We start from the raw sequence: 23,902 nt of genomic DNA, 5'->3' as shown, positions 1-23,902 counted from the left end.
GATTTGTGGTCAGGCTAGCGTCTTTAGGCGCAGTTTGGCAACAGGGGGTTATACCCCAAGAGCAAACCACCCGTTGGACGGGTGGTCATGATTGAAACGGGTCATGGCAGGGGAAAGGTGATCTTACTTGTCGGTGAAAAGCACTGATTGATGATTACGGGGATGTGTCTATTTTTCAGATCTACGCGCTTAACCTTGTTCGAGGGACTTAATAGAGATATAATGGACAGGGGTATTTATTGAATACCGGCTACAGATTCAATGATGAAAGAGAGCGGAAACGTATGGGCCGTAAATGGAATAATATTAAGGAAAAGAAAGCATCCAAGGATGCGAATACAAGTCGCGTCTACGCGAAATTCGGTGTGGAAATCTATGTTGCTGCCAAAAAAGGCGAGCCCGATCCCGAGTCCAACCGTGCGCTAAAGGTTGTTCTTGAGCGCGCCAAAACATACAATGTGCCGAAAGCCATTATTGACCGTGCTTTGGATAAAGCCAAGGGCAGCGGGGATGAGAATTATGAAGAGCTTCGCTATGAAGGTTTTGGTCCGAACGGTTCGATGATCATTGTTGACGCTTTAACCAACAACGTCAATCGTACGGCGCCTGCCGTACGTTCTGCCTTTAATAAGAACGGCGGCAACATGGGCGTCAGCGGTTCAGTGTCTTATATGTTTGATCCAACCGCAGTAATCGGCGTCGAAGGTAAGTCGGCTGAGGAAGTCATGGATCTGCTGCTCGAGGCTGACCTGGATGTCCGTGACATCCTGGAAGAGGAAGAAGCAGTGATCGTCTATGCTGAACCCGACCAGTTCCATGCAGTTCAGGAAGCATTCAAAGCCGCTGGTATTACGGAATTTACCGTTGCCGAGCTTACCATGCTGGCTCAGAATTTTGTGACCTTACCGGAAGAAGGACAGGTACAGTTTGAGAAGCTGATCGATGCATTGGAAGACCTCGAGGATGTTCAGCAGGTGTATCACAACGTGGAATTTGAGGAATAGTTCGTAACGATTAATATCTTACATCATAAAACACCATTGTATTCAGGAATCCTGAGTACAATGGTGTTTTTTTGTGATTTATTTTAGCTGCGGTAAGCAGGCAGAACAACAGCTTAGTTGTCGGCTTGAACCATAATCACTTCAGCGGAAGTGATTGCTGGAATGGACATGGTCATGATAGGGGAGTGGAAGACCACGATTTTCATGCCGGGTTCCAGCTTCTCGTCGGGATTCAATCCAATCACTTGAGTATCCTTGGAGATGTTGATGATGATGTCGTTGTCGGTGGATTGATCTGAACCTACATTGATATACAGTTGATCCTTTGACGTGCGTTCAGATGTAGTTATCGTGCCTTCGACTTTGGGCGCTGAGGTGTCGGAGACGACGATCTTATCTGCATGCGGCAGGGCAGGGTAAATCACGGACACGTATTCAGCATCGATTCGCAGACCTGATTTTAAGGCTTCAGTCGTTAACGATTTGCCCCCGGCATCTACAATCTTTGTGTCGCCATCAACAGCGAGCACGACGTATTCGAGGTCACCTGCTTTAGCTGGTTTACCGGAAACGCTAATTCTTCCATCCTTCATTTCTGTAAGGATGCCGTCAATGCCGGCTGCTTGCTCCTGATCGTTATTCTCGGCATTCGCGTTGACCCGTATATAATTCGTTGAGGATTGAGGCGGCATGCTTAAAGCCATGTAAGGTCCATAGAAAGCGCGAATGCTCATGCCGGCTTCCAGGTCGCTTGCTTTCAGTGCGCAGCCGTTTTGATCGATGATTTTTGCTTTTGGGTCCAGATGAAGCAGAATGGTCTCTTCGCTGTCGTTGTACAGATTGGTTCCTTCCACCAGAATGCCTTGTTTGGTTACTTCCGAAATGGTTCCATCAATACCGGCGAGGTCGTTATCCTGTACAATGATCGTAAGAGCCGAACCTTGAGCGGGTAGGCTCTTCGTTATGTTTGGGCTATAGAAAGCTTTTATCGCTTTGTTTTTATCCACGATCGTTTGGAGCTGGACTTGGTTGCCTTTGGCATCCATGATTTTAGTATCTTTGGATATCGAGAGCTTGATTTCTTGTTGATCGGTTGCTGCCAAGCCGCGGCCGGTTACGGTAATCCATGTGCCTGTTTTGTCATTGACGAAATCCGTTATGTAACCCATCGTTCCAGGAACGATCTTCTTCACCTGGTTCGTGATGTTGCCTTGTCCCGTATGGGCTGTAGCAGGAGGGACGGCCTGTGCATTCGCTGCTATTGGCAGTGCCGCCAACGCGAGAACCGTAGCGGTTGCTAGTACTTTGTAGATTTTTTTCATGGTAGGTATCCTCCAAATGTAGATTATCCTAGAACGCTAGGATTCCAGCTAAGTCGTATCATGAATTGGTAAAATGTACTTGCTGCACCACTATAGACGGGAGAAATGATAAAAGGTTGCAGCACCATGAATAATCATGAAGACGGATCATCAGGCTGATTGCGAACTCAATCATCAAGAAGTCAGAGTCCTTATATTCGATGCACATCTCTCAATGTGTCATAAATTCGATTCAGCAGTTTACAAATGAGCTTCATTTAGGATATAAACGATCTAACTGATTGCAACAGATTGACCAGGTGAATAGTTCAAGAATCGAGGGATGACCTATGAATCTTCATGCACTACGCATTTTTAATGATGTCTCCAAGACGGGAAGCATTACGAGATCGGCCGGCAATCTGCTGTTAAGTCAACCAGCCGTTACGGCCCAAATCCGCAATCTGGAGCGGGAGCTTGGCATGAAATTGATTGAGGCGAACGGACGCAATATTCAATTGACTGAAGCAGGTATAGCGTTGGCCAGGCATTCCCAGCGGTTATTTGCGATGGAAGCCGAGATGGAAGAGATGATGGAGGCCATCAAGTCCGGTCAGCAGGGAAGTTTGCGAATATGCGCCACGGAGCTGCCCGAGAGCGCTTTGCTGCCCGGATGGCTGGTTGGGTATAAGCAGGAGCATCCAAGGATGGATGTGCAACTGCTGAAAGGAAATTCCCGAACCGCGCTGCAGCGGTTACAGGACGATTCGGTGCATATCTCCATCGTATGCGGCAACTGGCCCATTGAAGCGGAAGATATCGAGACCTATACAATTATGGAGGATGAATTAATTTTTGCTATGCCTGCCCTTCATCGACTAGCCGGTAAAGAAGTAACTTTCCTTGAGCTTATGGAGGAACCCTTTGTGCTGAGGGAAGAAGGAAGTTACACGCGAAAACAGTTATGGTCGTTGATTGAGTCATCGGATGCACGCGAACCTCGCCGTTCCATAACGATAGAGGGGTTGAAGGAATCCATTGAAGCGGTAAAAGCGGGATACGGGGCTGCTTTGGTTCCTGCTCTTTCTATCAAGAAAGAACTGGCTTCGGGCGAACTTGGCAAGGTTAAAGTGTCAGGCGTAACTTTCCCGCACCCTATTCGGGTATGCACCAAGAGACAAGAAGCGAGACCTGCGCAAGTCCATTCGTTTATTTCCTATATTCAAGCGGATATCCGCGAAAAAAACCAGTATATCCATGGATGATGAAGGCTTGCCCTTGATTGATCCATTTTTTTATGAAACGGGGTGAAAACAGTATTATTTCTTTATCCGCATTTGGAGTACACTCGGTTAAAGCGGACGCTGGATAAAAATGAGAAGGAGTGGGCTGCATGAGAGCATACCTGTTTGAACATTTGGAATTTGTGCGTGCACAAACGTTGAATCTCGTTAGGGATCTCCCGGATGAGATAGCGGAGTTGATTCCGAGTGGAATGAATAACCACGTGAAATGGAATATGGGACATGTTTTATTCATAACGGAAAGGTTTGCGTTCGGCGTGAATGGAGAAACCATGACCCTTCCCGTTGAATATACCCAGCTGTTCCGATCGGGTTCTAAACCAAAGGAGATTAGCGAAGCGTGGCCATCCATGCACGAGCTTGTCGAACTGCTTGAGGGTCAGGTCCATCGAATCGAACACAGGTACAACGCGCATTTGCACGATACGGTCTTCTCCCCTTATACAACCTCCAAAGGTTTAAAGTTAACCCGGGTTGAAGAATTCTTAAGCTTTTGCTTGTATCATGAAGGCATGCATTTTGATAAGATGAAATCGATACTCAGCCAAAATATCCAGTAATTTGACATATTATGCAGGAGTCTAATACTTTATGGCGAATATATATCCGAGAAGGCTGGTAAAGTGAAAGAGGGTGACCCGGCGTAATTAAGAAAGATTTGTATATACGGCGAATCGCATTTGCCCCTGTATTGAAGTGTGCGGTATGAAGAGGACACTTGAATACAACTTGAAGAGGAGTCGGGCAAATGGATATCGTAACGGAAAGATTAATAATTCGCGAGTTTGAACCAGAAGATTGGCAGGATGTTCTGCAATATACATCCGATCCGGTGGTGATGCATTACATGCCTGAGCCCGTGCATACGGAAGAAACAGTAAAACAATTTCTTGCTCAGAACAAGGGCGATAAAGCTCATCATTATGCCGTCTGCCTGCAAAAGGAACAACGAGTGATTGGACACGTAGTGTTTCATCCATGGTTCGGCCAGCATACCTATGAAATCGGCTGGGTGTTTAATTCGACCTATCACCGTAGGGGGTATGCCACGGAAGCTGCCAGAGCTTTGCTTCAGCACGGTTTCGAGGTATTGGGGTTGCATCGGATCATTGCGACATGTCAGCCTGAGAATACACCTTCGTATCGAGTGATGGAGAAGCTGGGCATGAGGAGAGAAGGCTATTTTCAACAGTGTATTCCTCGTGGCGATATTTGGTGGGATGAGTATTACTATGCGATGCTGAAGTCTGAATGGCGTACAATTTCATAGTTCTGTTGTTATAATATGCTGTGCCCAATGTATCTCTTATAACAATGAGATGCATTGGGCTTATTTGTTATAAAATCTGTGAATAAGGGAAGTTGATAAGCAATGACGGAACAGGATCCACTCACTCCATGTTAAAGTTCACGGATATGATGCGGATTAAACGGTAGATTCGAATTCATGTTATCATCGGTAGAGCCAGAATGAATAACGGTGGTTAACAGCAAAGTAAGCCTGACGCTCTCAATAAGGGAGCAGCAGGCTTTTTTGCTGAACATGATAGAATGGATACTGAAGGTAGATTTAAGATTTGGCGCTGGGGGTGCAGCATGACACGAAATATGCCGGCAAGGGAAGCTCGGGGCAGAAGAAAGCGTACCATGATTCATGTGTTGGCGGGATTCATTGGAATCCTCCTAATTTATACGCTATATGTGGGCATCACCATATGGAATTATGCGCAAAGAACAGCAAATATCCCGTCTGATGCCGCCATAGTGCTGGGGGCTGCTGTATGGGAAGGGGAGCCATCGCCTGTTTTTCAGGGACGCATCGATCATGCACTATGGCTGTATGACCGGCAGTACGTAGACAAGCTGATATTTACAGGGGGACGCAGTTCGGAGGATGAACTTGCCGAATCGGAAGTTGCCAGGCAGTATGCCATCGAGCACGATATTCCAGAGAGTGACATCCTTGTCGAGACGGCTTCAACGATCACCGAGCAGAATCTGCACTTTGCCAATAAGGTAGGAGATTCAGCAGGGTTGTCCTCTTACCTCATTGTAAGTGACCCGCTGCATATGAAGCGGGCGATGATGATGGCTCAAGATATGGGATTGGAAGCCAATCCTTCACCCGCAGCCCGGAGTGCATATCAGAGCCTGAGAAGCAAAGTTCCTTTTTTAATCAGAGAAGTCTTTTATTACATCGGTTATCAACTGGCTGCACCATTCCGATAAAGGATCCGCGCAGAGGAAGGCCGTGTCCTATTACAGATTCTTGAGATCGTTCGCAAGCATCTGATGACTCTCCTTATCGGTTACCTTATCAAGATACCTTGTCGCTTTTTCTTTGGACAAGAGAGCTTGCTCCTTGTTTCCCAGGAGCAGATAGGCTCGGGCTTCCGCTTCATACCCGTAACCTATATAGAATGGCTCGAGGCTTACCGATGATCCGACAATGTTCTCCAAGATGTCCCATACTTGATTGAAGCAGTCCATCGCAAATTGTTTATGTGTTTTTGGTTCCTGATTGTCCATGCCTTTTCCTCCGTTATATGTATGCGTTATAAAGCCGGTAAATGGATCGTAAAGGTTGTCCCATGATCGGGTATGCTCTCGACGTTCATCGTACCGCCATGATTATGAATAATGTTCTTGGTAATCATCAGTCCGAGTCCCGTCCCGGTGTCTTTGGTCGTAACAAAGGGCTGTCCCAGGGATTGGATTTGCTCCTGCGTCATTCCAATCCCTTCGTCCTGCACGATGATTTGAACCTCTTGAGCGTTGTGCAAAATGTCCAGGGTAATGGTTCCGCCTTGATTCATCGCTTCCATTGCGTTTTTCAGCAGATTGATGAACACTTGCTTGAGCTGGTTTACTTCACCCTGGACGAAGACGGGTGCCATCGGATAATGAGGGATGATCTCGATATTTTTGAGGGCTGCTTGAACCTTCATAAGCGTAATGATCTGTTCCATAATGGCAGACACGTCGATGGGTCCGCTGACATGAACGCTCTGCGGTTTCGAGAGCACCAGGAGTTCATTGACTATGAGCTCGATGCGTTTGAGTTCCGATTCAATGATTTCAAAATAGAGCTCGTTGCTGCGTTCCGCAGATCGCAGCAATTTTACGAATCCGTTAATCGAAGTTAAGGGATTTCGAATTTCATGGGCAATGCCGGCGGCCAACTGGCCGGCGGTGGTCAGCTTCTCGGATTGCATCACACGATTCTCTTCCATCAGCTGCTCTGTGATGTCTTTGAAAATCCCGACCGCCGCTTTCTCGCCTTCATAATTGATGATTAACGTGAACCCGGCGACCATCTTCTTTTGTCCGTCCAGACAGCGTATTAGATAATTGAAGCTTCCGAGCTCTCCATTCCCACTCTCGGTGTACCTTGCCCTTCGCAGGCTAAGCTCGTTATGGCACGATTCGTCGACGATCACATCTGTTGAAATCCCCAAGACGTCTTGGGGATGCGCAGCGTTAACAAGTCTGAGCGCCGCAGGATTAACATAGTGGATAATGCTTTTTTTTGTTATGAGTACGGAGAGTGGAAGTCCTTCCAGCAGCTGCAGAAACGAATTTTCCTTCTCGTTCAGCTTCTGTTCCTTCAGCTCAAGCTGCTTCATGAGTTGTCTCAGCAAGGTTCGATCTTCAAACTGTACCAAGTAGCCACCGCGACTCTGCTTCAGCTCCTGCTTAACGCTGATACGTACACTGAGGTATATTTCACGATCGGATGGATGGTGGTAAATATATTCAAACTGGGTGATGGATTGCTGATGATCCTGTGCAGCACTCGCGTTCCGAACCACTTGATTCAATAAGGCGCGGATGCTGTTATCTTCTTGTGGCGCCCCGGCAGTTAACTCCTGCTGCGAATATCCCAATAGTTCACTTAGTGCCGAATTGACCTTAAGAATCGAACCATCAAGCGATATCATTGCCATTCCGAATACGGCTTGTTCAAAGGCAAAATCAGGATTAGAGTTGGAGTAAGGCAGCACTGCAAGTCTCCTTTCAAATTTCTGACAGGAATGAATTTATCCATATTATATGTTGGTCCATATCATTCATCAATCCTTTAAAGCGATAGATCTTTAACGAAACTTCTCGTTTTGGCGATAAATCCACCCCAAGAAGTGGCTTTCACAATCGTTGAAGGATGCAATCGATATGCTGAAGTCTAAATTCTAATGTGGCCTTACGGTGATATTGCAATTAACGGGAAGATTCAGTATGATTTATATAACAATGTATAGGTTTATGTGTGACTGGCGTAGCATGGGGGACCATGAGGGAGCACATAGGTGACGACGGCCGTACGCCTGGGCAGAGGTAAGGGAAGCTTATTTCCCTTACCTCTTTATTATTATTATTATTATTATTTTCTGCTTCTATAAATCTCTGAAACTACGAAAAGGGGATACGACAACGATGTTAAAAACGAAGAAAATATTGCTGCTAGGATCGGGAGAACTGGGAAAAGAAGTCGTGATTGAGGCGCAGAGACTGGGTGTTGAAACCGTAGCCGTCGATCGTTATGCCGATGCTCCTGCCATGCATGTTGCCGATCACAGCCATGTCATCGATATGCTGGATGGGGAAAAATTACGCGCAATCATTGAGCAGGAGAAGCCGGACCTGATCGTACCTGAAATCGAGGCTCTTGCTACTTCGGAGCTAGTTAAGCTGGAGGAAGAGGGGTACCGGGTTATTCCTACGGCCAGAGCTGCGAAGCTGACGATGGATCGTGAAGGGATTCGCCGGTTAGCTTCCGAGGGGTTGGGGCTGCCTACTGCGGGCTATCGATTTGCCGATACTTATGAGGAATTTAAACAAGCTGTCCTGGACATGGGCTTTCCGTGCGTGATTAAACCTCTGATGAGTTCCTCGGGCAAAGGCCAGAGTGTATGCCGTTCCGAAGGGGATATCGAGTCCTGCTGGAACATCGCCATGGAAGGCGGCCGCGTGCAGAACGGCAGAGTGATCATTGAGGAATTCATTACGTTCCAGTCGGAGATCACGCTTCTGACTGTTCGCTCTGTCAATGGAACAAGCTTCTGTGCGCCAATCGGACATATTCAGGAGAGCGGGGACTATATCGAATCCTGGCAGCCGCACAACATGTCCGAAGAGCAAATGGAAGAAGCTAAATATATTGCAAGGACGATTACCGACGAACTTGGCGGTTATGGATTGTTTGGTGTGGAATTGTTCCTGGCTGCGGATAAAGTGTATTTTAGCGAGGTGTCTCCGCGACCGCATGATACCGGCTTGGTTACGCTGGTCACGCAAAATTTATCTGAATTCGCGCTTCACGTCCGTGCCATTCTTGGGTTTCCGATCCCGGAGATCGAATTGATAACGCCGGGAGCCAGCCGTCCGCTGAAAGCGGCGCGAGAGCTGGAGAACTACACAATTACCGGTGCCGAGCAGGCATTGGCTGTTCCAAATACGCAGCTGCGTATTTTTGGGAAACCGGTCACCAAGGTCGGAAGACGAGTCGCAGTTGCGTTGTCAACCGCCGGCGCAGTGGAGGAAGCACGTTCGCGTGCGAAGCAGGCTTTGGATAAGCTTGCTGTTGAAGAAGCATAATCATTCCCCGATTTCTTAGGGTGGTGATTCCAAAAAGGTCAACCGATTACCGGTTGATCTTTTTTATTGAAGTTATTTCGCGGATTAGATTCGGAGATGAATTTTTCTGATTCTCATGGTTTGTTTTCGTTATGGTTTTGATGATAAATATGCAGAAATTTATGTTCTTTCATGATAAGATACACAAGAATACAAACGACCCTCACCCATTATAATGTTCTCAAGGTGCTGCTCTATAGGCACAGTTTATAGCATTATATTATCAATAAATATATAGAGGAACGTTTATGACGGCATAGGAGAATCTACATGAGAGACATGACGCAAGGAAGTCCGATCAAGCTGATCATCATGTTTACGATCCCGCTTTTGATCGGAAATATTTTTCAACAATTTTATAATATGGCGGATACCCTGATTGTGGGGCGCACCATTGGTGTGAACGCACTTGCGGCCGTTGGCTCGACGGGCAGTATTTTGTTTTTTGTCATTGGCTTTGCCCAAGGCTTGACGGCAGGTTTATCCATCATAACGGCGCAGCGTTTTGGCGCCAAGGATATCGCGGGCGTTCGCAAAAGCGTGGGAACGAGTATATGGATTAGCCTTGTATTCACAGTTTTTCTGACCATTGTTAGTGTCATATTCACGAGACCTGTCCTCGTCATGATGAACACGCCGGCAGAAATCTTGGATGATGCTTATTCGTATTTAATCGTCATTAATTGGGGTGTTGGCGCAGCCGTCCTGTTCAACCTGCTGGCGAACTTGCTCAGAGCGCTTGGGGACAGCCGGACGCCGCTTCTATTCTTGGTGGTCGCAAGCATTCTGAATATCGTACTCGATCTGTTATTTATTCTTGTATTCAAGATGGGAGTAGCCGGAGCAGGGCTTGCCACGGTGGTATCGCAGCTGTTCTCCTGCCTGCTCTGCTTGTTATACATTCATAAAAAGGTTCCGCTTCTGCAGTTCAAGAATGCTGATTGGTCCATCGATTGGACATTTATACGCCGGCATATGTGGGTCGGTTTCCCGATGGGCTTCCAAGCCTCCATCATTGCAATCGGTGCCATCATTCTTCAGATTACGCTTAACGGTCTTGGGGCAACAGCCGTAGCCGCATATACTGCGGCTCAGAAGATTGACATGCTCGCTACGCAGCCCATGAGTTCCTTTGGCATTACGATGGCGACTTTTGCGGCCCAGAACTTCGGTGCGAATCGCATAGACCGAATCAAGCTTGGAGTTAAACAATGTATATGGGTCTCGGGATCATTCAGCATCGCCGTGGGGTTGCTGGTTATATTCGCGGGTCCTGCAGCCGTCAGCCTCTTTGTCGGTCAAGGACAGGAAGAATTGCTGTCCCTTAGCAGGCTGTATTTCTTATCGAACGGAAGCACCTATTTGCTTCTGTCGCTGTTGTTCATCTACCGCTTCACGCTGCAGGGACTGGGACAGAGCTTTATCCCAACCGTAGCCGGCATCATGGAACTGATCATGCGGGTATTGGCTGCCATCTTCCTGACCGCGCAAATCGGATTCCTCGGCGCAAGCCTGGCGAACCCGCTGGCTTGGCTCGGAGCCGTCATCCCGCTCGGCATTGCCTACTACCTGAGCATTAAAAGGTTAAGTAAGCCTGCAAATCCCGTCTCCATACCGGTTCAGGCGTAAGGATTTTATACAATCGAGTTCAGAACGAATCATGACTTAACGAACAGAAATCACTCTGTTGTTCAAGAGCCATGCATTCGTTCTTTTTTTTGCCTCAAACAGCGTGAACATGATGCATTCCCAATTTGGATGGGCCGCGGTAAGATCACATTAGATTCTTTTAACTAATTTGACAGATTAGAACAGGAGGGGTTGCCTTGTATAAAGTGCTGTTAGTGGACGATGAAGCCGACGTAAGAGAGGGACTCGTGCAGGAAATCCAGTGGGGAGCCTGCGGATTCACGATCGAGGGAACGGCGGAGAACGGGAGAGAGGCCGTGGAGCTTGCGGAGCGATTGGAGCCGGATGTTGTCATTACCGATATCAGTATGCCCTTTCAGGATGGACTGCAGCTGGCCTCATGGCTAAGGGAGCATCAGCCGCTGTGCAAAATCGTGATTTTGACCGGCTATGACGAATTTGATTACGCCCGCCAAGCGATTACGCTCAGCGTGGATGAGTATTTGCTCAAGCCGTTCTCTGCCGAAAGCTTCATGGAGTTATTAGACAAGATCAAGGACAAAATCGATATGGAGGTGGCGGAGCGTGAGGACGTGCGCCAATTGAAGGAGCATTACCGGACAAGCCTGCCTTTGCTTCGGGAATCGTTTCTTGCGTCGCTGCTCACCCGGAAATTGCCCCGCTCGAATATTGAGGAGAAGATTCGAAATTACGAATTATCTTTGAATGGAGGTTGTTACCTGGCTGCGGTTATGGCATTATATCCCGCTTCAGTTGATAAGGAGCAAACCTCCACAGCCTCCCTACGCCATTCTGGAGACTTGGATTTAATGCTGCATGCCATGCTGAACATTGCCAAGGAGCTTCTGGATCCCTTATCTCTTGTAAGCGCATTCATATATCAGGACAGCATTGTGCTGCTGATTGCGAATGATGAGAGGGAGGACGAAGCGTGGTTTAGCGAGCTGCAGATGACGCTTGAGCGCTTATTAAAAAGCATTCTTCATTATTTGAAGCTGCCGGTTACGATTGGCGTGGGCTCACAGGTGGGGAATCTGTCAGACCTTAAGCTTTCCTATCAGGGTGCGCTGCTGGCGCTCGACTACCGGTTGATTCTTGGTGCCGAGAAAGTCATCTTCATCGATGATGTCGAGCGTCCGAGACCTGAGGGGGTTCGTCTGGATGAATTAAAGGAGCAAGCGCTGATCCGCAGTCTAAAGCTCGGAACCGAAGAGGAATTGAATGAAGCCATTTCGCACATATTGGATGAACTCATTGGCGCCTCATGTACCATTCAGGACGTTCAGGTATACCTTCTGGAGGTTGTAACGGCCGTATTGCGATCGGCCAAAGAATCCGGGATTGAGATCGAGGCGTTGTTCGGCACAGGATTTCAGCTGCATGCGGAGATCTTCAAGTTTTCCGGATTGCAGGAGGTTAAAGCTTGGCTTCTGGATGTTAGTTTGACTATACGCAAGCATATCGCCAGCTCCAGGCAGCATGCGTACAAAGATATTGTGGAGAAGGCACTCCAATATACACGGGAGCATTACGTTGATTCGGAGTTATCTTTGCAGAAGCTGTGCATGCAGCTTCATATTAGTACAGGCTATTTTAGCGTTGTGTTTAAAAGAGAAGTCAAAATGACCTACGTGCAGTATTTGATGCAGCTTCGGATGGAAACGGCTAAGGAGCTTCTTCGATCATCGGATCTTAAAGCTTTCGAAATCGCGGAGCGTGTCGGATTTGCCGATCCGAATTATTTCAGCTTCTGCTTCAAGAAGTTGGTCGGCAACTCACCCAAGGAATACCGGACACAAGCGAGGGGGTAGATCTGGTGAAAATCGCGTATGCCAAGCGGAACTCGATCAAACCAACCATTCAGCAATGGATTAGGCGATTTCGCGCACACAGCATTCAATCGATCATCATGTGGTCCTTCTCGGCATTTATTTTGCTTATCGTGATCGTGGTAGCCGTTCTGTTGTTCAATAAATTCTCGCGATCGGCGGAGCAAAGCGTGTTTCTGAATGCCCAGCAAATCGTGGATCAAGTAAGCTATAATCTCGAGGATTATGTGGACGGGATGGCACAGCTGTATCGGGCCATTGAGGAAAACATGCTCGCGGACGGGCAATGGGACGATGAGCAGGTTACTCAACAGCTGAACACCATCATGCGAAGTCGGGATGACATCGTCTCCATTGCATTATTTAATGAACAGGGCGATATGCTGAGGAACCATCCGGCTATGCCGGTTAAGCCCAGCGCGCGGGTGACGGAACAAAGCTGGTTTCACTCGGCCATGAGAGTCTCCAACCATCTGAGCTTCTCACTGCCGCATGTGCAGAATTTGTACGACCATACATTTAAATGGGTTGTCACGATGAGCAAAGGAATTACGGTTGTTCATAACGGGGAGCCAACATATGTCATTCTGCTGGTGGATATCAACTTCAAGAAAATCGATGAGCTAAGCAGCCGCATTAGCTTGGGTAAGCGGGGGTATGCGTACATCATCGATGAAGGAGCGGGAAACATCGTGTATCATCCCCAGCAGCAATTAATTTACATGGGGCTTCGGAATGAGAGCGTAGAGCGGGCACTTACTTCCTCTGACAGCTACATTGATGAATCGGACGGAGTCAAGCGGCTGAACACGGTGAAATCAGTCGTTAATATAGGATGGAAAATCGTTGGGGTTTCCTATTTGGATGAAATCATGACCACAAGAGAAGAGGTCAATCGTTATCTGGTTCAGGTCGTGGCGATGGTTCTGGTGCTTGCCATCGTAGTTTCCCTGATTCTCTCGGCTATGCTGACCCGCCCCATCCGCAGGATGGGCAAAACGATGAAGGCGGTGGAACGTGGCGATTTTAACGTGGAGCTCCCGATGCAGGGACCACTGGAAGTGGTACAGCTGTCCAGCCGGTTCAATCTGATGCTGGATAAGATCAGGCAGCTCATGAAACAGATTGTGAAAGAGCAGGAATCGAAGCGTAGATACGAGCTGGAAGCCTTGCAGGCTCAAATCAACCCGCATTTTTTATATAACACCTTGAATTCGGTTGTCCGCATGGTGGGCATGAGCAAGAAGGAGGAAGTCATTACGATGATAACTTCCTTGTCAAAGCTGTTTCGTTTGAGCTTGAGCAAAGGGAAGACCTCCATAAGCGTCCGTGAGGAGTTGGAGCATGCAAGGCATTATTTGACCATCCAACAGATGAGATTTAAACAGAAATTCGATTTTATGATCGAAGCGGATGAAGCGGCGCAGTCCTGCTGCACGCTAAAGCTGGTGCTTCAGCCCTTAATCGAGAATGCCATCGTACATGGCATTGAATATATGGTGGATCAAGGACATATTCACATAACGGCTGCTATAAAAGGCGATTTATTGGAGATGACGGTTAGGGACAATGGAGTCGGAATGTCTCCCGGGATGCTTGAAAGGATATTAGAGGTTGAAGCGCTGCGACAACATCCGGCTCCATTTATCAATACGGCAGGCTCGGGCGTGGCCGTTCGAAATGTTCATGACCGCATCCAATTGTATTATGGGCATCGTTACGGTCTGGAATATGAGAGCGAGCTAGAAGAGGGTACTACCGTTCGCATACGGATACCGGTTATTCACGAGCCAGGAGAGGAGCGGGAGAATGATTAGCATGCATCGTGTGTTATGGATACCGGTTGTACAGATGGGCCGTTTTGTTGTACTCATTCTATCCTTGATCTTCTTAACATCGTGTTCATCAGGCGCAACCATAGATGAGAATGAGCCCAAACTCCGGCACATTGCACTCGTGGCTCCCATACACGCCGAAGAGCAGGGGGATGCCATCCGATTAGGCGCCGAGGCGGCTGCCAAGGAATACGGAATGGTGCTTGATTATATCCCGCTGGAGCCTAGTGACGATGAAGCGGAGCAGCTGCAAGCTGCATTGAAGGTGCTCGAGAAAGGTTCCTCCGCGATTCTGATCGATCCGGCATCCGAAGCCGTTCTGTTGAAATTAGGTGATCAGGCATCAGCAGCTGAAGTCCCCATCATAACTTTGAATGATGAGCGAATGACCACAGGTGTCCTGTCCGCCATTGCAGTCCATAATGAGGCGGCCGGACGCAAGGCGGGTGAACAGCTGGCCGACTTACTTGGCAATCGGGGAGTTGTTGCCATACTTCGATCCGACAGGGAGGATCCCGACCTCATTGCCCGCGAAGAGGGAGCCAAAAGCGTATTGTCGGGAAATAGCGGGATTCAGATAGCGGACGGGGCAGCATGCGGCAAACGTGAAGATGCATGCTGGCAGGCGGCCAAGCAGCTGCTGGACCGGGAATCGGTTAACGGGATTCTGGCACTCGATATTCAGGCCTCCTTGGGAGCGGCAAAAGAAGTCGCAAGACGGAACGTTCAGGGGAAGATCAAGATTGTCACCTTCGGAAGTGACTTGGAGCAGCTTCAGCTTCTGCAGGAGGGCATCCTTCACAAACTCATTGTACAGAACGGGTTCAGCACGGGATATCTGGGAGTAGAACAGGCTGTGAAGGTATTGGAAGGTTCGAAATATGACAAGCCGATTGTGATCGAGACCAAGGTGATTGATGCGGACAACATGTTCTGGATGGATAATCAGAAGGTCCTGTTTCCATTTGTGAAGTAAAGTAGCCGCGATGCTTAGAGGCAAAGTGATGAGAATTTTGCTAGAAAGCATGAGGATTTTGAATTCGAATGTCAGGAGCATTGCGGCATAATGGCGGTAGACAGTGAGATATGGCAATATAAATCGCCGTACCCGTCACTGAAAATTCGAATGATACAGGGAGGTCAACCCAGGTGAAGAAAAAATGGCTGTTAATCATTATAGCCGGCATGATGCTGACCACGGCGGCATGCAATAACGGCGGGAGCAGTTCAACCGGCAGCGAAAGCAAGCAAGATGAAGCGGCAGGCGGCAGCACACCTCAAGTCGGGGTGGCAATTTACAAGTTCGACGACACGTTCATGACGGGCGTTCGAAATGCGATGTCCGATGCAGCGAATGGAGTAGCAAAACTGGATATCGTGGATAGCCAAAATGCGCAGCCAACCCAAAATGAGAAAATCGATCTGTTTATTTCGAAGAAATACAGCTCCATGATCATCAACCCGGTGGATCGGACGGCCGCCGGCGTCATTATCGATAAGGCAAAAACTGCGAATACGCCAGTGGTATTCTTGAACCGGGAACCGATCGCGGAAGACATGAACAAGTGGGATAAGGTGTATTACGTAGGGGCAAAAGCGGAGGAATCCGGAACGATTTCGGGTCAGCTTATCGTCGATTATTGGAAGGCCAATCCGAAGGCGGACAAGAACGGGGATGGCAAGCTGCAGTATGTATTGCTGCAGGGTGAGCCGGGGCATCAGGATGCTGAGCTGAGGACCAAATTCTCCGTGCAGGCGATTCAAGATGCCGGGATCGAAGTCGAAGCGCTTGCGGTGGATACCGCCATGTGGGACCGCGTGAAGGGACAAGAAAAGATGCAAGCCTTCCTTGCATCCCATGGCGACAAGATTGAAGCGGTTCTGGCCAACAATGATGATATGGCGCTCGGTGCCATTGAAGCATTGAAAGCGGCGGGTTACTTCAGCGGCGACAAGTATATGCCGGTCGTGGGCGTAGATGCGACAGCTCCGGCCATTCAAGCGCTGGAAGACGGCACGCTTCTTGGCACCGTGCTTAATGATGCCAAGAGCCAGGGCAAAGCTTCCGTTGCGATTGCCGCAGCGCTATCCAAAGGAGAAACGCCGAACAAGGACAACACCGGATTTGATATTACCGACGGCAAATACGTATGGATCGCTTACAAAAAAATAACGAAGGACAATATCGCCGACGCGAAATAATAGCAGGCTTATGGGAAGGGGCAGCAGCTATTCGTAGCGTTGTCCCTTTATATTCGGCTCTTTTCGACCCGGCCTGCGGAAGGAGGCATTCAAGGTGGCGGAATCGTATGTGCTGGAGATGCGGAATATATCGAAGGCGTTTCCAGGCGTTCAGGCATTAAGCGACGTAACGTTCAAGGTAAGACCCGGAACCGTGCATGCGCTCATGGGCGAGAACGGGGCAGGTAAATCAACGCTGATGAAATGTTTATTCGGCATCTACAAGCCTGATGAAGGCGACATTTACTTAAACGGCAGCAAGGTAACCATCAACAGCTCCAGGGACGCATTGAATCACGGAATATCCATGATTCATCAGGAGCTTCATCCTGTGCCGCACCGCAACGTGATGGAGAATATATGGCTGGGAAGATTTCCGATGACGGGGTTCTGGCCTTTGAAATTCGTGAACGAGAAACAGATGGCAGAAGATACGCTCCGCCTGTTCCGCGAGCTCGATATCGATATTGATCCCAGGGCAAGAACAGGAGCGCTGTCTGTGTCCAAGATCCAATCGCTTGAGATTGTCAAAGCTGTGTCTTATCACTCCAAAGTGATTGTAATGGACGAACCGACCTCATCGCTCACCGGGAATGAAGTGGAGCATCTGTTCAGCATCATGAACAGGCTGCGTTCGCAAGGGGTGTCGATCGTCTACATTTCGCACAAAATGGAAGAAATCCTGCGCATATCCGATGACGTGACGATTATGCGCGATGGTAAATATGTGGGGACTTGGCAAGCCGGTGAGCTGACAACCGATTTGATTATCACCCGCATGGTGGGACGGGATTTGACGGAGCGCTATCCGGAACGGGCGAACGTTCCCGGCGAAACCCGGATGCAGGTCCACCATTTAAGCTCCACGAATCCAAAATCGTTTCAAAATGTATCCTTCGAGCTAAGACGGGGAGAGATATTGGGCATTGGCGGCCTTGTCGGCGCACAGCGAACGGAATTGGTTGAAGCAATATTCGGACTTCGTCCGGTGGCTTCCGGAACTATATTGATCAATGGGAAGCCGGTAAAGATCAAATCACCATCGGACGCCAAGAAAAATAACATGGCGCTGCTGACGGAAGAGCGCAGAGTTACCGGCATATTCCCGGTGCTCTCGGTCTATGAGAATACCGTCATTGCCAATCTTCGCAGGTATCAGAATTGGGCGTTTCTGTTAAATGAACGCAGAGGAATCCAGGATGCGCGAATGAACGTGGAGCAGCTTAGAACTAAAACGCCTTCAGTCCATACCCAGATACGAAATCTGTCGGGCGGGAACCAGCAGAAGGTGCTGCTGGCAAGATGGCTTCTGACCGAGCCTGAGATCCTTCTGCTGGATGAGCCGACTCGTGGCATTGATGTCGGCGCCAAGTTCGAGATTTATTCCATCATTACGCATCTAGCCAAGCAAGGAAAGAGCATTATTATGATTTCCTCCGAAATGCCCGAGCTGCTCGGAATGTCCGACCGAATCATGGTGATGAGTGAAGGGCGGTTGATGGGAATTCTGGCAGGGCCGGAAGCAAGCGAAGAGGAAATCATGCGGCTTGCCGCACAGCAGCGGTCAGCCGATTCGGGAGGGGAAGTCGATGAATACGCAAACCATCGGTAAGGTAAAGGATTATTTGGCGCAGCGCGCCATATTCGTTGTTTTGATATTGCTTGTTATCGGGATTGCCGTCGCAGACCCAAACTTTCTGGCCTTCTCCACGCTGCGGGATATTTTGCAGCAATCCTCCACCCGATTAATTATCGCGCTGGGCGCGGCATTTATTCTGATCACCGGAGGGGTTGACCTCTCCGCAGGACGCGTTGTCGGATTAACGGCGGTCGTATCGGCTTCCATGCTGCAAACGGATGTATACGCAAATCGCTTCTTCCCGGACCTGCCCCAAGTATCGGTAGTATTGCCGATCCTTATCGGTATATTAGCGGGGCTTATCGTTGGGTTCATCAATGGTTTCATTGTAGCTAAATTACATGTGCCGCCATTCATAGCGACGCTCGGTACGATGGTCGGCATTTACGGCGTCAACTCGATCTATTTTGATATGGAGCCGAACCAATCCCAGCCGATTGGCGGCTTAAGACCGGACTTTACCGTATGGGGCAGCGGCTACATCGACTTCGGCGGTGGATATTCTCTCCCTTACATCGTCATTATCGCCGTCTTCGTTGCACTTATCTGCTGGGTCATATTCAACAAGACCCGGCTCGGCAAAAATATGTATGCGATCGGCGGCAACGTGCAAGCGGCGCATGTATCGGGGATCAATGTAGCCCGTAATCTCATAGCGATCTACGCTATTTCCGGTGCGTTGTACGGCATCGCCGGCGTACTGGAGGCTGCGAGAACCGGCGGCGCGACGAATAACTACGGCAATATGTATGAACTGGATGCAATTGCCGCATGCGTGGTTGGAGGAGTATCCACTGCAGGAGGCATCGGCACAGTACCGGGCGTGATGGCCGGGGTTCTTATCTTCGGCGTCATCAATTACGGATTAACCTTTATCGGTGTCAGCCCATACTGGCAATTGATTATTAAAGGGCTTATTATTGTAGCAGCGGTCGCATTTGATATTCGCAAATACATGGCAAAAAAATAAAAGGAAAAGTAGCCGCTGGAATATATCCTGCGGCTTTTGTAATAGATTATAGAATTTATTAGTTTTCAGCGGAGCTGAACAATTCAATAATCGCAAGAAAAACATCCTATAACCGCGGTCTGTCTTCTGAGAAAGTACGTCGATAGGCGTTTTTCTTTAGATATCAGAAAGTATAAACTTCGAAGCACGGGCCTTCCTGATATCGCAAGAAAAACATCCTATAACCGCGGTCTGACTTCTGAGAAAGTACGTCGGTAGACGTTTTTCTTTAGATATCAGAAAGTATAAACTTCGAAGCACGGGCCTTCCTGATATCGCAAGAAAAACATCCTATAACCGCGGTCTGTCTTCTGAGAAAGTACGTCGATAGACGTTTTTCTTTAGATATCAGAAAGTATAAACTTCGAAGCACGGGCCTTCCTGATATCGCAAGAAAAACTTCCTCTAACCGCGGTCTGTCTTCTGAGAAAGTACGTCGATAGACGTTTTTCTTTAGATATCAGAAAGTATAGACTTCGAAGCACGGGCCTTCCTGATATCGCAAGAAAAACTTCCTCTAACCGCGGTCTGTCTTCTGAGAAAGTACGTCGGTAGACGTTTTTCTTATAATCATCAACTACAGGAGGTGCTGTCATGGCCGTGAAAAGAACGACATTGAATGTAGCCGTGCTGGGCTGCGGCCCCATATCGCAGTACGGACATTTCGAGGCTTGCCGGAGAGCGCGCAATGCCAGGCTATACGCGATATGCGATGTCGCGGAGGATTTGCTGAACCGCATGGCCGAAATCCACCAGCCAGTAAAAACCTACAATGATTATGACAAGATGCTGGCCGATCCCGAGGTGGAGGCTGTTATCATTGGCATCGCGGATCAATTTCATGTGGAAGCTGCCCTTAAAGCCATTGCAGCAGAGAAACATGTTCTAGTGGAGAAGCCTCTTGGCGTCACCGTCGAAGAGTGTGAGGAATTGCTGGGGGAAGCAAGGGATTCCGGTTGTGTTGTCCAAATCGGAAATATGAAACGCTTTGACCCGGGCATCGCATATGCCAAGCAGTTTATTGATCAAGAAATGGGTGAGATGCTGGCGCTGAAAGCATGGTACTGCGACTCAACCTACCGGTATACGGTCACCGAGAACGTGCAGCCCATGGTGCAGCTTAGTCTGAATGCTTTAAGGCCGGAGGGTAATCCGAAGCTGGATAAGCTGCGTTATTACATGCTGACGCATGGCAGTCATCTGGTGGATACGGCTCGCTTTTTAGGTGGAGAGATAGATAGCGTTACAGCCTGGAACACGCAAAAGTTCGGAGCGTATAACTGGTTTGTCACGGTGCAGTATGCCTCGGGCGCTGTAGGACATCTGGATCTAACGGTTGCCGTGCGGATGGACTGGCATGAGGGTTTTCAGATCTACGGCGAACACGGAAGCGTGATTGGCAAGACTTATAATCCTTGGCTTTTTAAGTCCAGCGACGTCGAGGTATTCTCGGCACGGGATGGTTGTTATCATCGACCGCTTGGCGAAGATGCCCATTTCTTCAAGCTGCAGGTTGAAGGCTTCGCGGATACGATTTTGGAGCAGGCACCCATGCGAGGAGCCAATCTGGAGGATGGAGTGGCTGCTATGCGTGCCATGGCGGCAATTGCACGATCGGTGGAAAGCGGAGATACGGTGAGGCTGGCTGACGTAACGGGAGGTGTATGAAACATGAGACTGGGCATCTTCTCCAAGACGTTTGAGAGGCCGACATTGGAGGGGAATTTGGACGCAGTGAAAGCAACCGGACTGAGTGTGATCCAATTTAATCTTTCCTGCTTGGGTCTCCCATCACTGCCGCACGAGATCGATCTGGAAACCGCGGTGTATATAAGAGAAGAATGTGAGAAACGGCATCTGCATATAGCCGCCGTATCCGGAACCTTCAATATGATTCACCCGGACCGTGAGAGATTGCGGGGTGACATCCGCCGATTTTGCCACTTGGCAGCCATGTGCCATTCGATGGGAACGTCGGTCATTACCCTGTGTACCGGCACAAGGGATAAGGACAATATGTGGAGGGCACATCCGGACAACAAATCACCGGAAGCGTGGGATGACCTGCTTACGACCATGCGTGAATTAGTGAATATCGCAGAGGAGTTCGAGCTGGAACTGGCTATTGAACCTGAGCCTGCCAATGTAATCAGCGATGCCGTCAAAGCCAGACGGCTGCTCGATACGATGGATTCTTCCCGGTTAAAGGTCGTTCTGGATGCAGCGAATTTGTTCAGTCCGACTGAGAGGAGGCCTCTGGCAGAAGTTATCGATCAAGCATTGTCACTGCTCAGCGAACATGTCATTATTGCGCATGCCAAGGATTATTCTACCGTAGACGGACTCCATTATACGGCTGCAGGAACCGGTGAACTGGATTATAAAGCTTACATAAAATTGCTGCACACTTATCATTTCAAGGGCCCGCTGATTCTTCATGGCCTGCATGAACGTCAGGTGCCGCAAAGCGTCTCTTATCTGAAGTCCAAAATCACTGCGGCCATGTTATGACACGAATTTCAACGTAATGACAGCAGCAACTATGAATGTTATGGGCTTCTTGGTTCATCCTCATTGAATCTTCACAAGTTTCGGTTACAATAGGGTCTTATGTTAAAGTTGACTTGTACTGATGAAGGACTTCAATAAGGAGAAAAAACCAGAATGAAGACCATATTAATCGTGGATGATGAACCGAATATTCGAGAAGTTCTTGTATCTTATCTGAACAAAGAACATTATCTGACGCTGGAAGCGGCCAACGGTGCCGAAGCGTTCGATTTTCTGCGAGAGCAATCCGTTGATCTTGTCATATTGGACCTCATGCTCCCGGATATGGATGGCGAGCGGATATGTCAGGAGATTCGAACGTTCAGCTCGGTACCCATTATCATGTTAACGGCTAAGGTGGCCCAGAGCAGCCGGATTGACGGGTTTGCCATCGGAGCCGATGATTATATCGTGAAGCCGTTCGACCCTCGGGAAGTTGTGGCAAGAGTCAAGGCCGTCTTGAGACGGGGAGATGACAGCAAACTGCTGGCTGACGTTATTGTATATCACCAAGGCGCGCTGGCCATTCATTCGATGAAACACGAAGTTACCTGCCATGGACAGGTCGTAAATTTGACGCCAAGCGAATACAAACTGCTGCTTCTGTTGGCCAAGTACCCCCAGCGCAATTTCTCGCGCGAAGAACTGGTCGATCGAGTGTTAGGCTATGACTTTATCGGCGACATCCGAATTATTGATCAGCATATCAAGAATCTGAGGCAAAAGATTGAATCCGACCCTAGGCAGCCCAAATATATTGTCACCGTTTACGGATTCGGATACCGCTTTGGAGGTGATAGGGCTTGAAGCATCGGCTGGACCTGAGGCTTGCCGTTATCATTATCAGTATCACGGCAGGGATATTGATCATGTTTACCGTGATTAATATTGTAACCAACCATTATCACATCGCTATGTTCCAGCAGCAATCATCCTTGCATGATGGAATGGCTGAGCTGAATTATCATTTGGAGCAGGCGCAGATGCAATCCATCATTTTGACATGTCTCCTATCAATTGCGATTGCTTCCGTAATAGGCATATATGTTGCAAAGAGAATATCGGCTCCCCTCGTCCAGATGAAGCGAGCGGCTGAAATGATGACGCGTGGGAATTGGGACATCCGTGTGACAACCAAAGGGTACGATGAAATCGCGGGACTCGGTTCTTCGCTGAACGAGCTGGCTGTGCAGTTACAGAAGCAGGAGCTGCTTCGCAGGAATATGACCCAAGATATCGCACATGAACTGCGAACGCCGTTAACCACATTAAAGAGTCACACCCGTGCACTAGAGGATGGCATATGGGAGCCGACTGCAGAACGGTTTCAAACGTGCCTGGAAGAGATTGATCGATTGATTCAGCTCGTCACGGAGCTCGAGGATTTGCACGATATGGAATCGCCGGAGTTTCAACTATCCCGATCCAAGCAGGAGCTTGGTCACATCATGGAGAGGGCCATCACCTTGGCGGCAGCAATGTATCATGAAAAAAAGGTGGGCCTGCAATATGTCATCGGTTCACCGATCCTAGCCGATGTGGATGCCGACCGAATGCTTCAGGTTCTAATCAATATGTTAAGTAATGCCTTACACTACACGCCAGCTGGCGGAACGGTGCAAGCCGAGCTCGTGGACGAAGGGGCCGACGCCCTGATTCGGATTCGGGATTCGGGACAGGGCATCTCTTCGTACGATCTGCCGTTTATATTCGAAAGGCTATACCGGGGCGATAAGTCGAGGAATCGTTTAAGCGGCGGAAGCGGAATGGGACTGGCCATCGTCAAGCAGCTGGTTTCCGCTCATGGCGGTCAAGTGTGGGCCGAAAGCGGAGATGAGTTTGCAGGCGGCAGCTGCTTTTATATTCGGATTCCGAAAAAGAATAAATAAACACGACCAAAAAACCG

At 48.7% G+C, this 23,902-nt stretch carries 20 protein-coding genes and 1 riboswitch; of the genes, 17 read left to right on the top strand and 3 right to left on the bottom strand.

Annotated features, from left to right (window positions below; genetic code table 11):
- The first annotated feature begins 284 nt into the window (after window positions 1-284).
- Window positions 285-1,004, top strand: a complete 720-nt coding sequence (locus ACQKPA_RS29955) for a YebC/PmpR family DNA-binding transcriptional regulator (protein ID WP_076321809.1) — start codon at window positions 285-287, stop codon at window positions 1,002-1,004.
- A 113-nt stretch (window positions 1,005-1,117) separates the two neighbouring features.
- Here the strand turns inward: ACQKPA_RS29955 and ACQKPA_RS29950 are convergent, their stop codons facing one another.
- Window positions 1,118-2,326 carry a peptidase gene (locus ACQKPA_RS29950; RefSeq protein ID WP_427496034.1) on the bottom strand — a complete coding sequence of 403 codons (1,209 nt, stop codon included), beginning with the start codon at window positions 2,324-2,326 and terminating at the stop codon, window positions 1,118-1,120.
- 329 nt (window positions 2,327-2,655) lie between these two features.
- Between ACQKPA_RS29950 and ACQKPA_RS29945 the strand changes: the two genes are divergently transcribed.
- From ACQKPA_RS29945 to ACQKPA_RS29930, 4 genes are all read left to right on the top strand, one after another.
- Window positions 2,656-3,570 carry a LysR family transcriptional regulator gene (locus ACQKPA_RS29945; protein ID WP_427496033.1) on the top strand — a complete coding sequence of 305 codons (915 nt, stop codon included), beginning with the start codon at window positions 2,656-2,658 and terminating at the stop codon, window positions 3,568-3,570.
- A 128-nt stretch (window positions 3,571-3,698) separates the two neighbouring features.
- Window positions 3,699-4,169, top strand: a complete 471-nt coding sequence (locus ACQKPA_RS29940) for a DinB family protein (RefSeq protein WP_427496032.1) — start codon at window positions 3,699-3,701, stop codon at window positions 4,167-4,169.
- Between the two features lie 188 nt (window positions 4,170-4,357).
- A complete protein-coding gene (locus tag ACQKPA_RS29935) occupies window positions 4,358-4,879 on the top strand; it encodes a GNAT family N-acetyltransferase (protein ID WP_427496031.1) in 522 nt (173 codons plus the stop codon).
- A 326-nt stretch (window positions 4,880-5,205) separates the two neighbouring features.
- Window positions 5,206-5,838: a YdcF family protein gene (locus tag ACQKPA_RS29930; RefSeq protein WP_427496030.1), complete on the top strand. Its 633-nt coding sequence runs from the start codon at window positions 5,206-5,208 to the stop codon at window positions 5,836-5,838.
- Window positions 5,839-5,868: 30 nt separating this feature from the next.
- On the opposite strand, the gene ACQKPA_RS29925 is transcribed toward ACQKPA_RS29930, so the two are convergent.
- Entirely contained in the window at window positions 5,869-6,138 is a 270-nt protein-coding gene (locus ACQKPA_RS29925; RefSeq protein WP_427496029.1) for a hypothetical protein, read from the bottom strand.
- 26 nt (window positions 6,139-6,164) lie between these two features.
- On the bottom strand, window positions 6,165-7,613 hold the full coding sequence (locus ACQKPA_RS29920) for an ATP-binding protein (RefSeq protein WP_427496028.1): 1,449 nt from the start codon (window positions 7,611-7,613) through the stop codon (window positions 6,165-6,167).
- Window positions 7,614-7,866: 253 nt separating this feature from the next.
- A riboswitch (ZMP/ZTP riboswitch) is annotated at window positions 7,867-7,947 on the top strand.
- Window positions 7,948-8,043: 96 nt separating this feature from the next.
- Here ACQKPA_RS29920 and purT point away from each other — a divergent pair.
- The 12 genes from purT to ACQKPA_RS29860 all read left to right on the top strand — a co-directional run bounded on the left by purT (window position 8,044) and on the right by ACQKPA_RS29860 (window position 23,885).
- Window positions 8,044-9,204 (top strand): phosphoribosylglycinamide formyltransferase 2, encoded by a 1,161-nt coding sequence (gene purT / locus ACQKPA_RS29915; protein ID WP_427496027.1) that lies wholly within the window; start codon window positions 8,044-8,046, stop codon window positions 9,202-9,204.
- A gap of 309 nt (window positions 9,205-9,513) precedes the next feature.
- A complete protein-coding gene (locus ACQKPA_RS29910) occupies window positions 9,514-10,872 on the top strand; it encodes an MATE family efflux transporter (protein ID WP_427496026.1) in 1,359 nt (452 codons plus the stop codon).
- A 197-nt stretch (window positions 10,873-11,069) separates the two neighbouring features.
- Window positions 11,070-12,704, top strand: a complete 1,635-nt coding sequence (locus tag ACQKPA_RS29905; protein WP_427496025.1) for a response regulator — start codon at window positions 11,070-11,072, stop codon at window positions 12,702-12,704.
- A 5-nt stretch (window positions 12,705-12,709) separates the two neighbouring features.
- Entirely contained in the window at window positions 12,710-14,539 is a 1,830-nt protein-coding gene (locus ACQKPA_RS29900) for a cache domain-containing sensor histidine kinase (RefSeq protein ID WP_427496024.1), read from the top strand.
- Between the two features lies 1 nt (window position 14,540).
- The gene (locus ACQKPA_RS29895; protein WP_427496023.1) at window positions 14,541-15,533 is read left to right on the top strand and encodes a substrate-binding domain-containing protein; all 993 of its coding nucleotides are present in this window, start codon (window positions 14,541-14,543) and stop codon (window positions 15,531-15,533) included.
- Between the two features lie 173 nt (window positions 15,534-15,706).
- On the top strand, window positions 15,707-16,759 hold the full coding sequence (locus tag ACQKPA_RS29890; RefSeq protein WP_427496022.1) for a galactose ABC transporter substrate-binding protein: 1,053 nt from the start codon (window positions 15,707-15,709) through the stop codon (window positions 16,757-16,759).
- A 118-nt stretch (window positions 16,760-16,877) separates the two neighbouring features.
- On the top strand, window positions 16,878-18,410 hold the full coding sequence (locus tag ACQKPA_RS29885) for a sugar ABC transporter ATP-binding protein (protein WP_427496036.1): 1,533 nt from the start codon (window positions 16,878-16,880) through the stop codon (window positions 18,408-18,410).
- Window positions 18,388-19,407, top strand: a complete 1,020-nt coding sequence (gene mglC / locus ACQKPA_RS29880; RefSeq protein ID WP_427496021.1) for a galactose/methyl galactoside ABC transporter permease MglC — start codon at window positions 18,388-18,390, stop codon at window positions 19,405-19,407. The genes ACQKPA_RS29885 and mglC overlap by 23 nt, the downstream gene beginning before the upstream one ends.
- Before the next feature lie 633 nt (window positions 19,408-20,040).
- Window positions 20,041-21,114: a Gfo/Idh/MocA family oxidoreductase gene (locus ACQKPA_RS29875; RefSeq protein ID WP_427496020.1), complete on the top strand. Its 1,074-nt coding sequence runs from the start codon at window positions 20,041-20,043 to the stop codon at window positions 21,112-21,114.
- A 3-nt stretch (window positions 21,115-21,117) separates the two neighbouring features.
- Window positions 21,118-21,957: a sugar phosphate isomerase/epimerase family protein gene (locus ACQKPA_RS29870; RefSeq protein WP_427496019.1), complete on the top strand. Its 840-nt coding sequence runs from the start codon at window positions 21,118-21,120 to the stop codon at window positions 21,955-21,957.
- 153 nt (window positions 21,958-22,110) lie between these two features.
- Window positions 22,111-22,803, top strand: a complete 693-nt coding sequence (locus tag ACQKPA_RS29865) for a response regulator transcription factor (RefSeq protein WP_427496018.1) — start codon at window positions 22,111-22,113, stop codon at window positions 22,801-22,803.
- A complete protein-coding gene (locus tag ACQKPA_RS29860; RefSeq protein WP_427496017.1) occupies window positions 22,800-23,885 on the top strand; it encodes a sensor histidine kinase in 1,086 nt (361 codons plus the stop codon). The genes ACQKPA_RS29865 and ACQKPA_RS29860 overlap by 4 nt, the downstream gene beginning before the upstream one ends.
- The last annotated feature ends 17 nt before the right edge of the window (window positions 23,886-23,902 follow it).

This window comes from Paenibacillus sp. NPDC093718, assembly GCF_050279985.1.
Classification (GTDB): Bacteria; Bacillota; Bacilli; order Paenibacillales; family Paenibacillaceae; genus Paenibacillus_AQ.
The sequence above is the reverse complement of the archived record's forward strand: the minus strand, read 5'-3'. Positions and strand labels throughout refer to the sequence as shown.

Bases quoted from the DNA above. Each gene is read 5' to 3' on its own strand.
- ACQKPA_RS29955 (WP_076321809.1), top strand. From the start codon at position 285: ATGGGCCGTAAATGGAATAATATTAAGGAAAAGAAAGCATCCAAGGAT.
- ACQKPA_RS29950 (WP_427496034.1), bottom strand. From the start codon at position 2,326: ATGAAAAAAATCTACAAAGTACTAGCAACCGCTACGGTTCTCGCGTTG.
- ACQKPA_RS29945 (WP_427496033.1), top strand. From the start codon at position 2,656: ATGAATCTTCATGCACTACGCATTTTTAATGATGTCTCCAAGACGGGA.
- ACQKPA_RS29940 (WP_427496032.1), top strand. From the start codon at position 3,699: ATGAGAGCATACCTGTTTGAACATTTGGAATTTGTGCGTGCACAAACG.
- ACQKPA_RS29935 (WP_427496031.1), top strand. From the start codon at position 4,358: ATGGATATCGTAACGGAAAGATTAATAATTCGCGAGTTTGAACCAGAA.
- ACQKPA_RS29930 (WP_427496030.1), top strand. From the start codon at position 5,206: ATGACACGAAATATGCCGGCAAGGGAAGCTCGGGGCAGAAGAAAGCGT.
- ACQKPA_RS29925 (WP_427496029.1), bottom strand. From the start codon at position 6,138: ATGGACAATCAGGAACCAAAAACACATAAACAATTTGCGATGGACTGC.
- purT (WP_427496027.1), top strand. From the start codon at position 8,044: ATGTTAAAAACGAAGAAAATATTGCTGCTAGGATCGGGAGAACTGGGA.
- ACQKPA_RS29910 (WP_427496026.1), top strand. From the start codon at position 9,514: ATGAGAGACATGACGCAAGGAAGTCCGATCAAGCTGATCATCATGTTT.
- ACQKPA_RS29895 (WP_427496023.1), top strand. From the start codon at position 14,541: ATGCATCGTGTGTTATGGATACCGGTTGTACAGATGGGCCGTTTTGTT.
- ACQKPA_RS29885 (WP_427496036.1), top strand. From the start codon at position 16,878: ATGCGGAATATATCGAAGGCGTTTCCAGGCGTTCAGGCATTAAGCGAC.
- mglC (WP_427496021.1), top strand. From the start codon at position 18,388: ATGAATACGCAAACCATCGGTAAGGTAAAGGATTATTTGGCGCAGCGC.
- ACQKPA_RS29875 (WP_427496020.1), top strand. From the start codon at position 20,041: ATGGCCGTGAAAAGAACGACATTGAATGTAGCCGTGCTGGGCTGCGGC.
- ACQKPA_RS29870 (WP_427496019.1), top strand. From the start codon at position 21,118: ATGAGACTGGGCATCTTCTCCAAGACGTTTGAGAGGCCGACATTGGAG.
- ACQKPA_RS29865 (WP_427496018.1), top strand. From the start codon at position 22,111: ATGAAGACCATATTAATCGTGGATGATGAACCGAATATTCGAGAAGTT.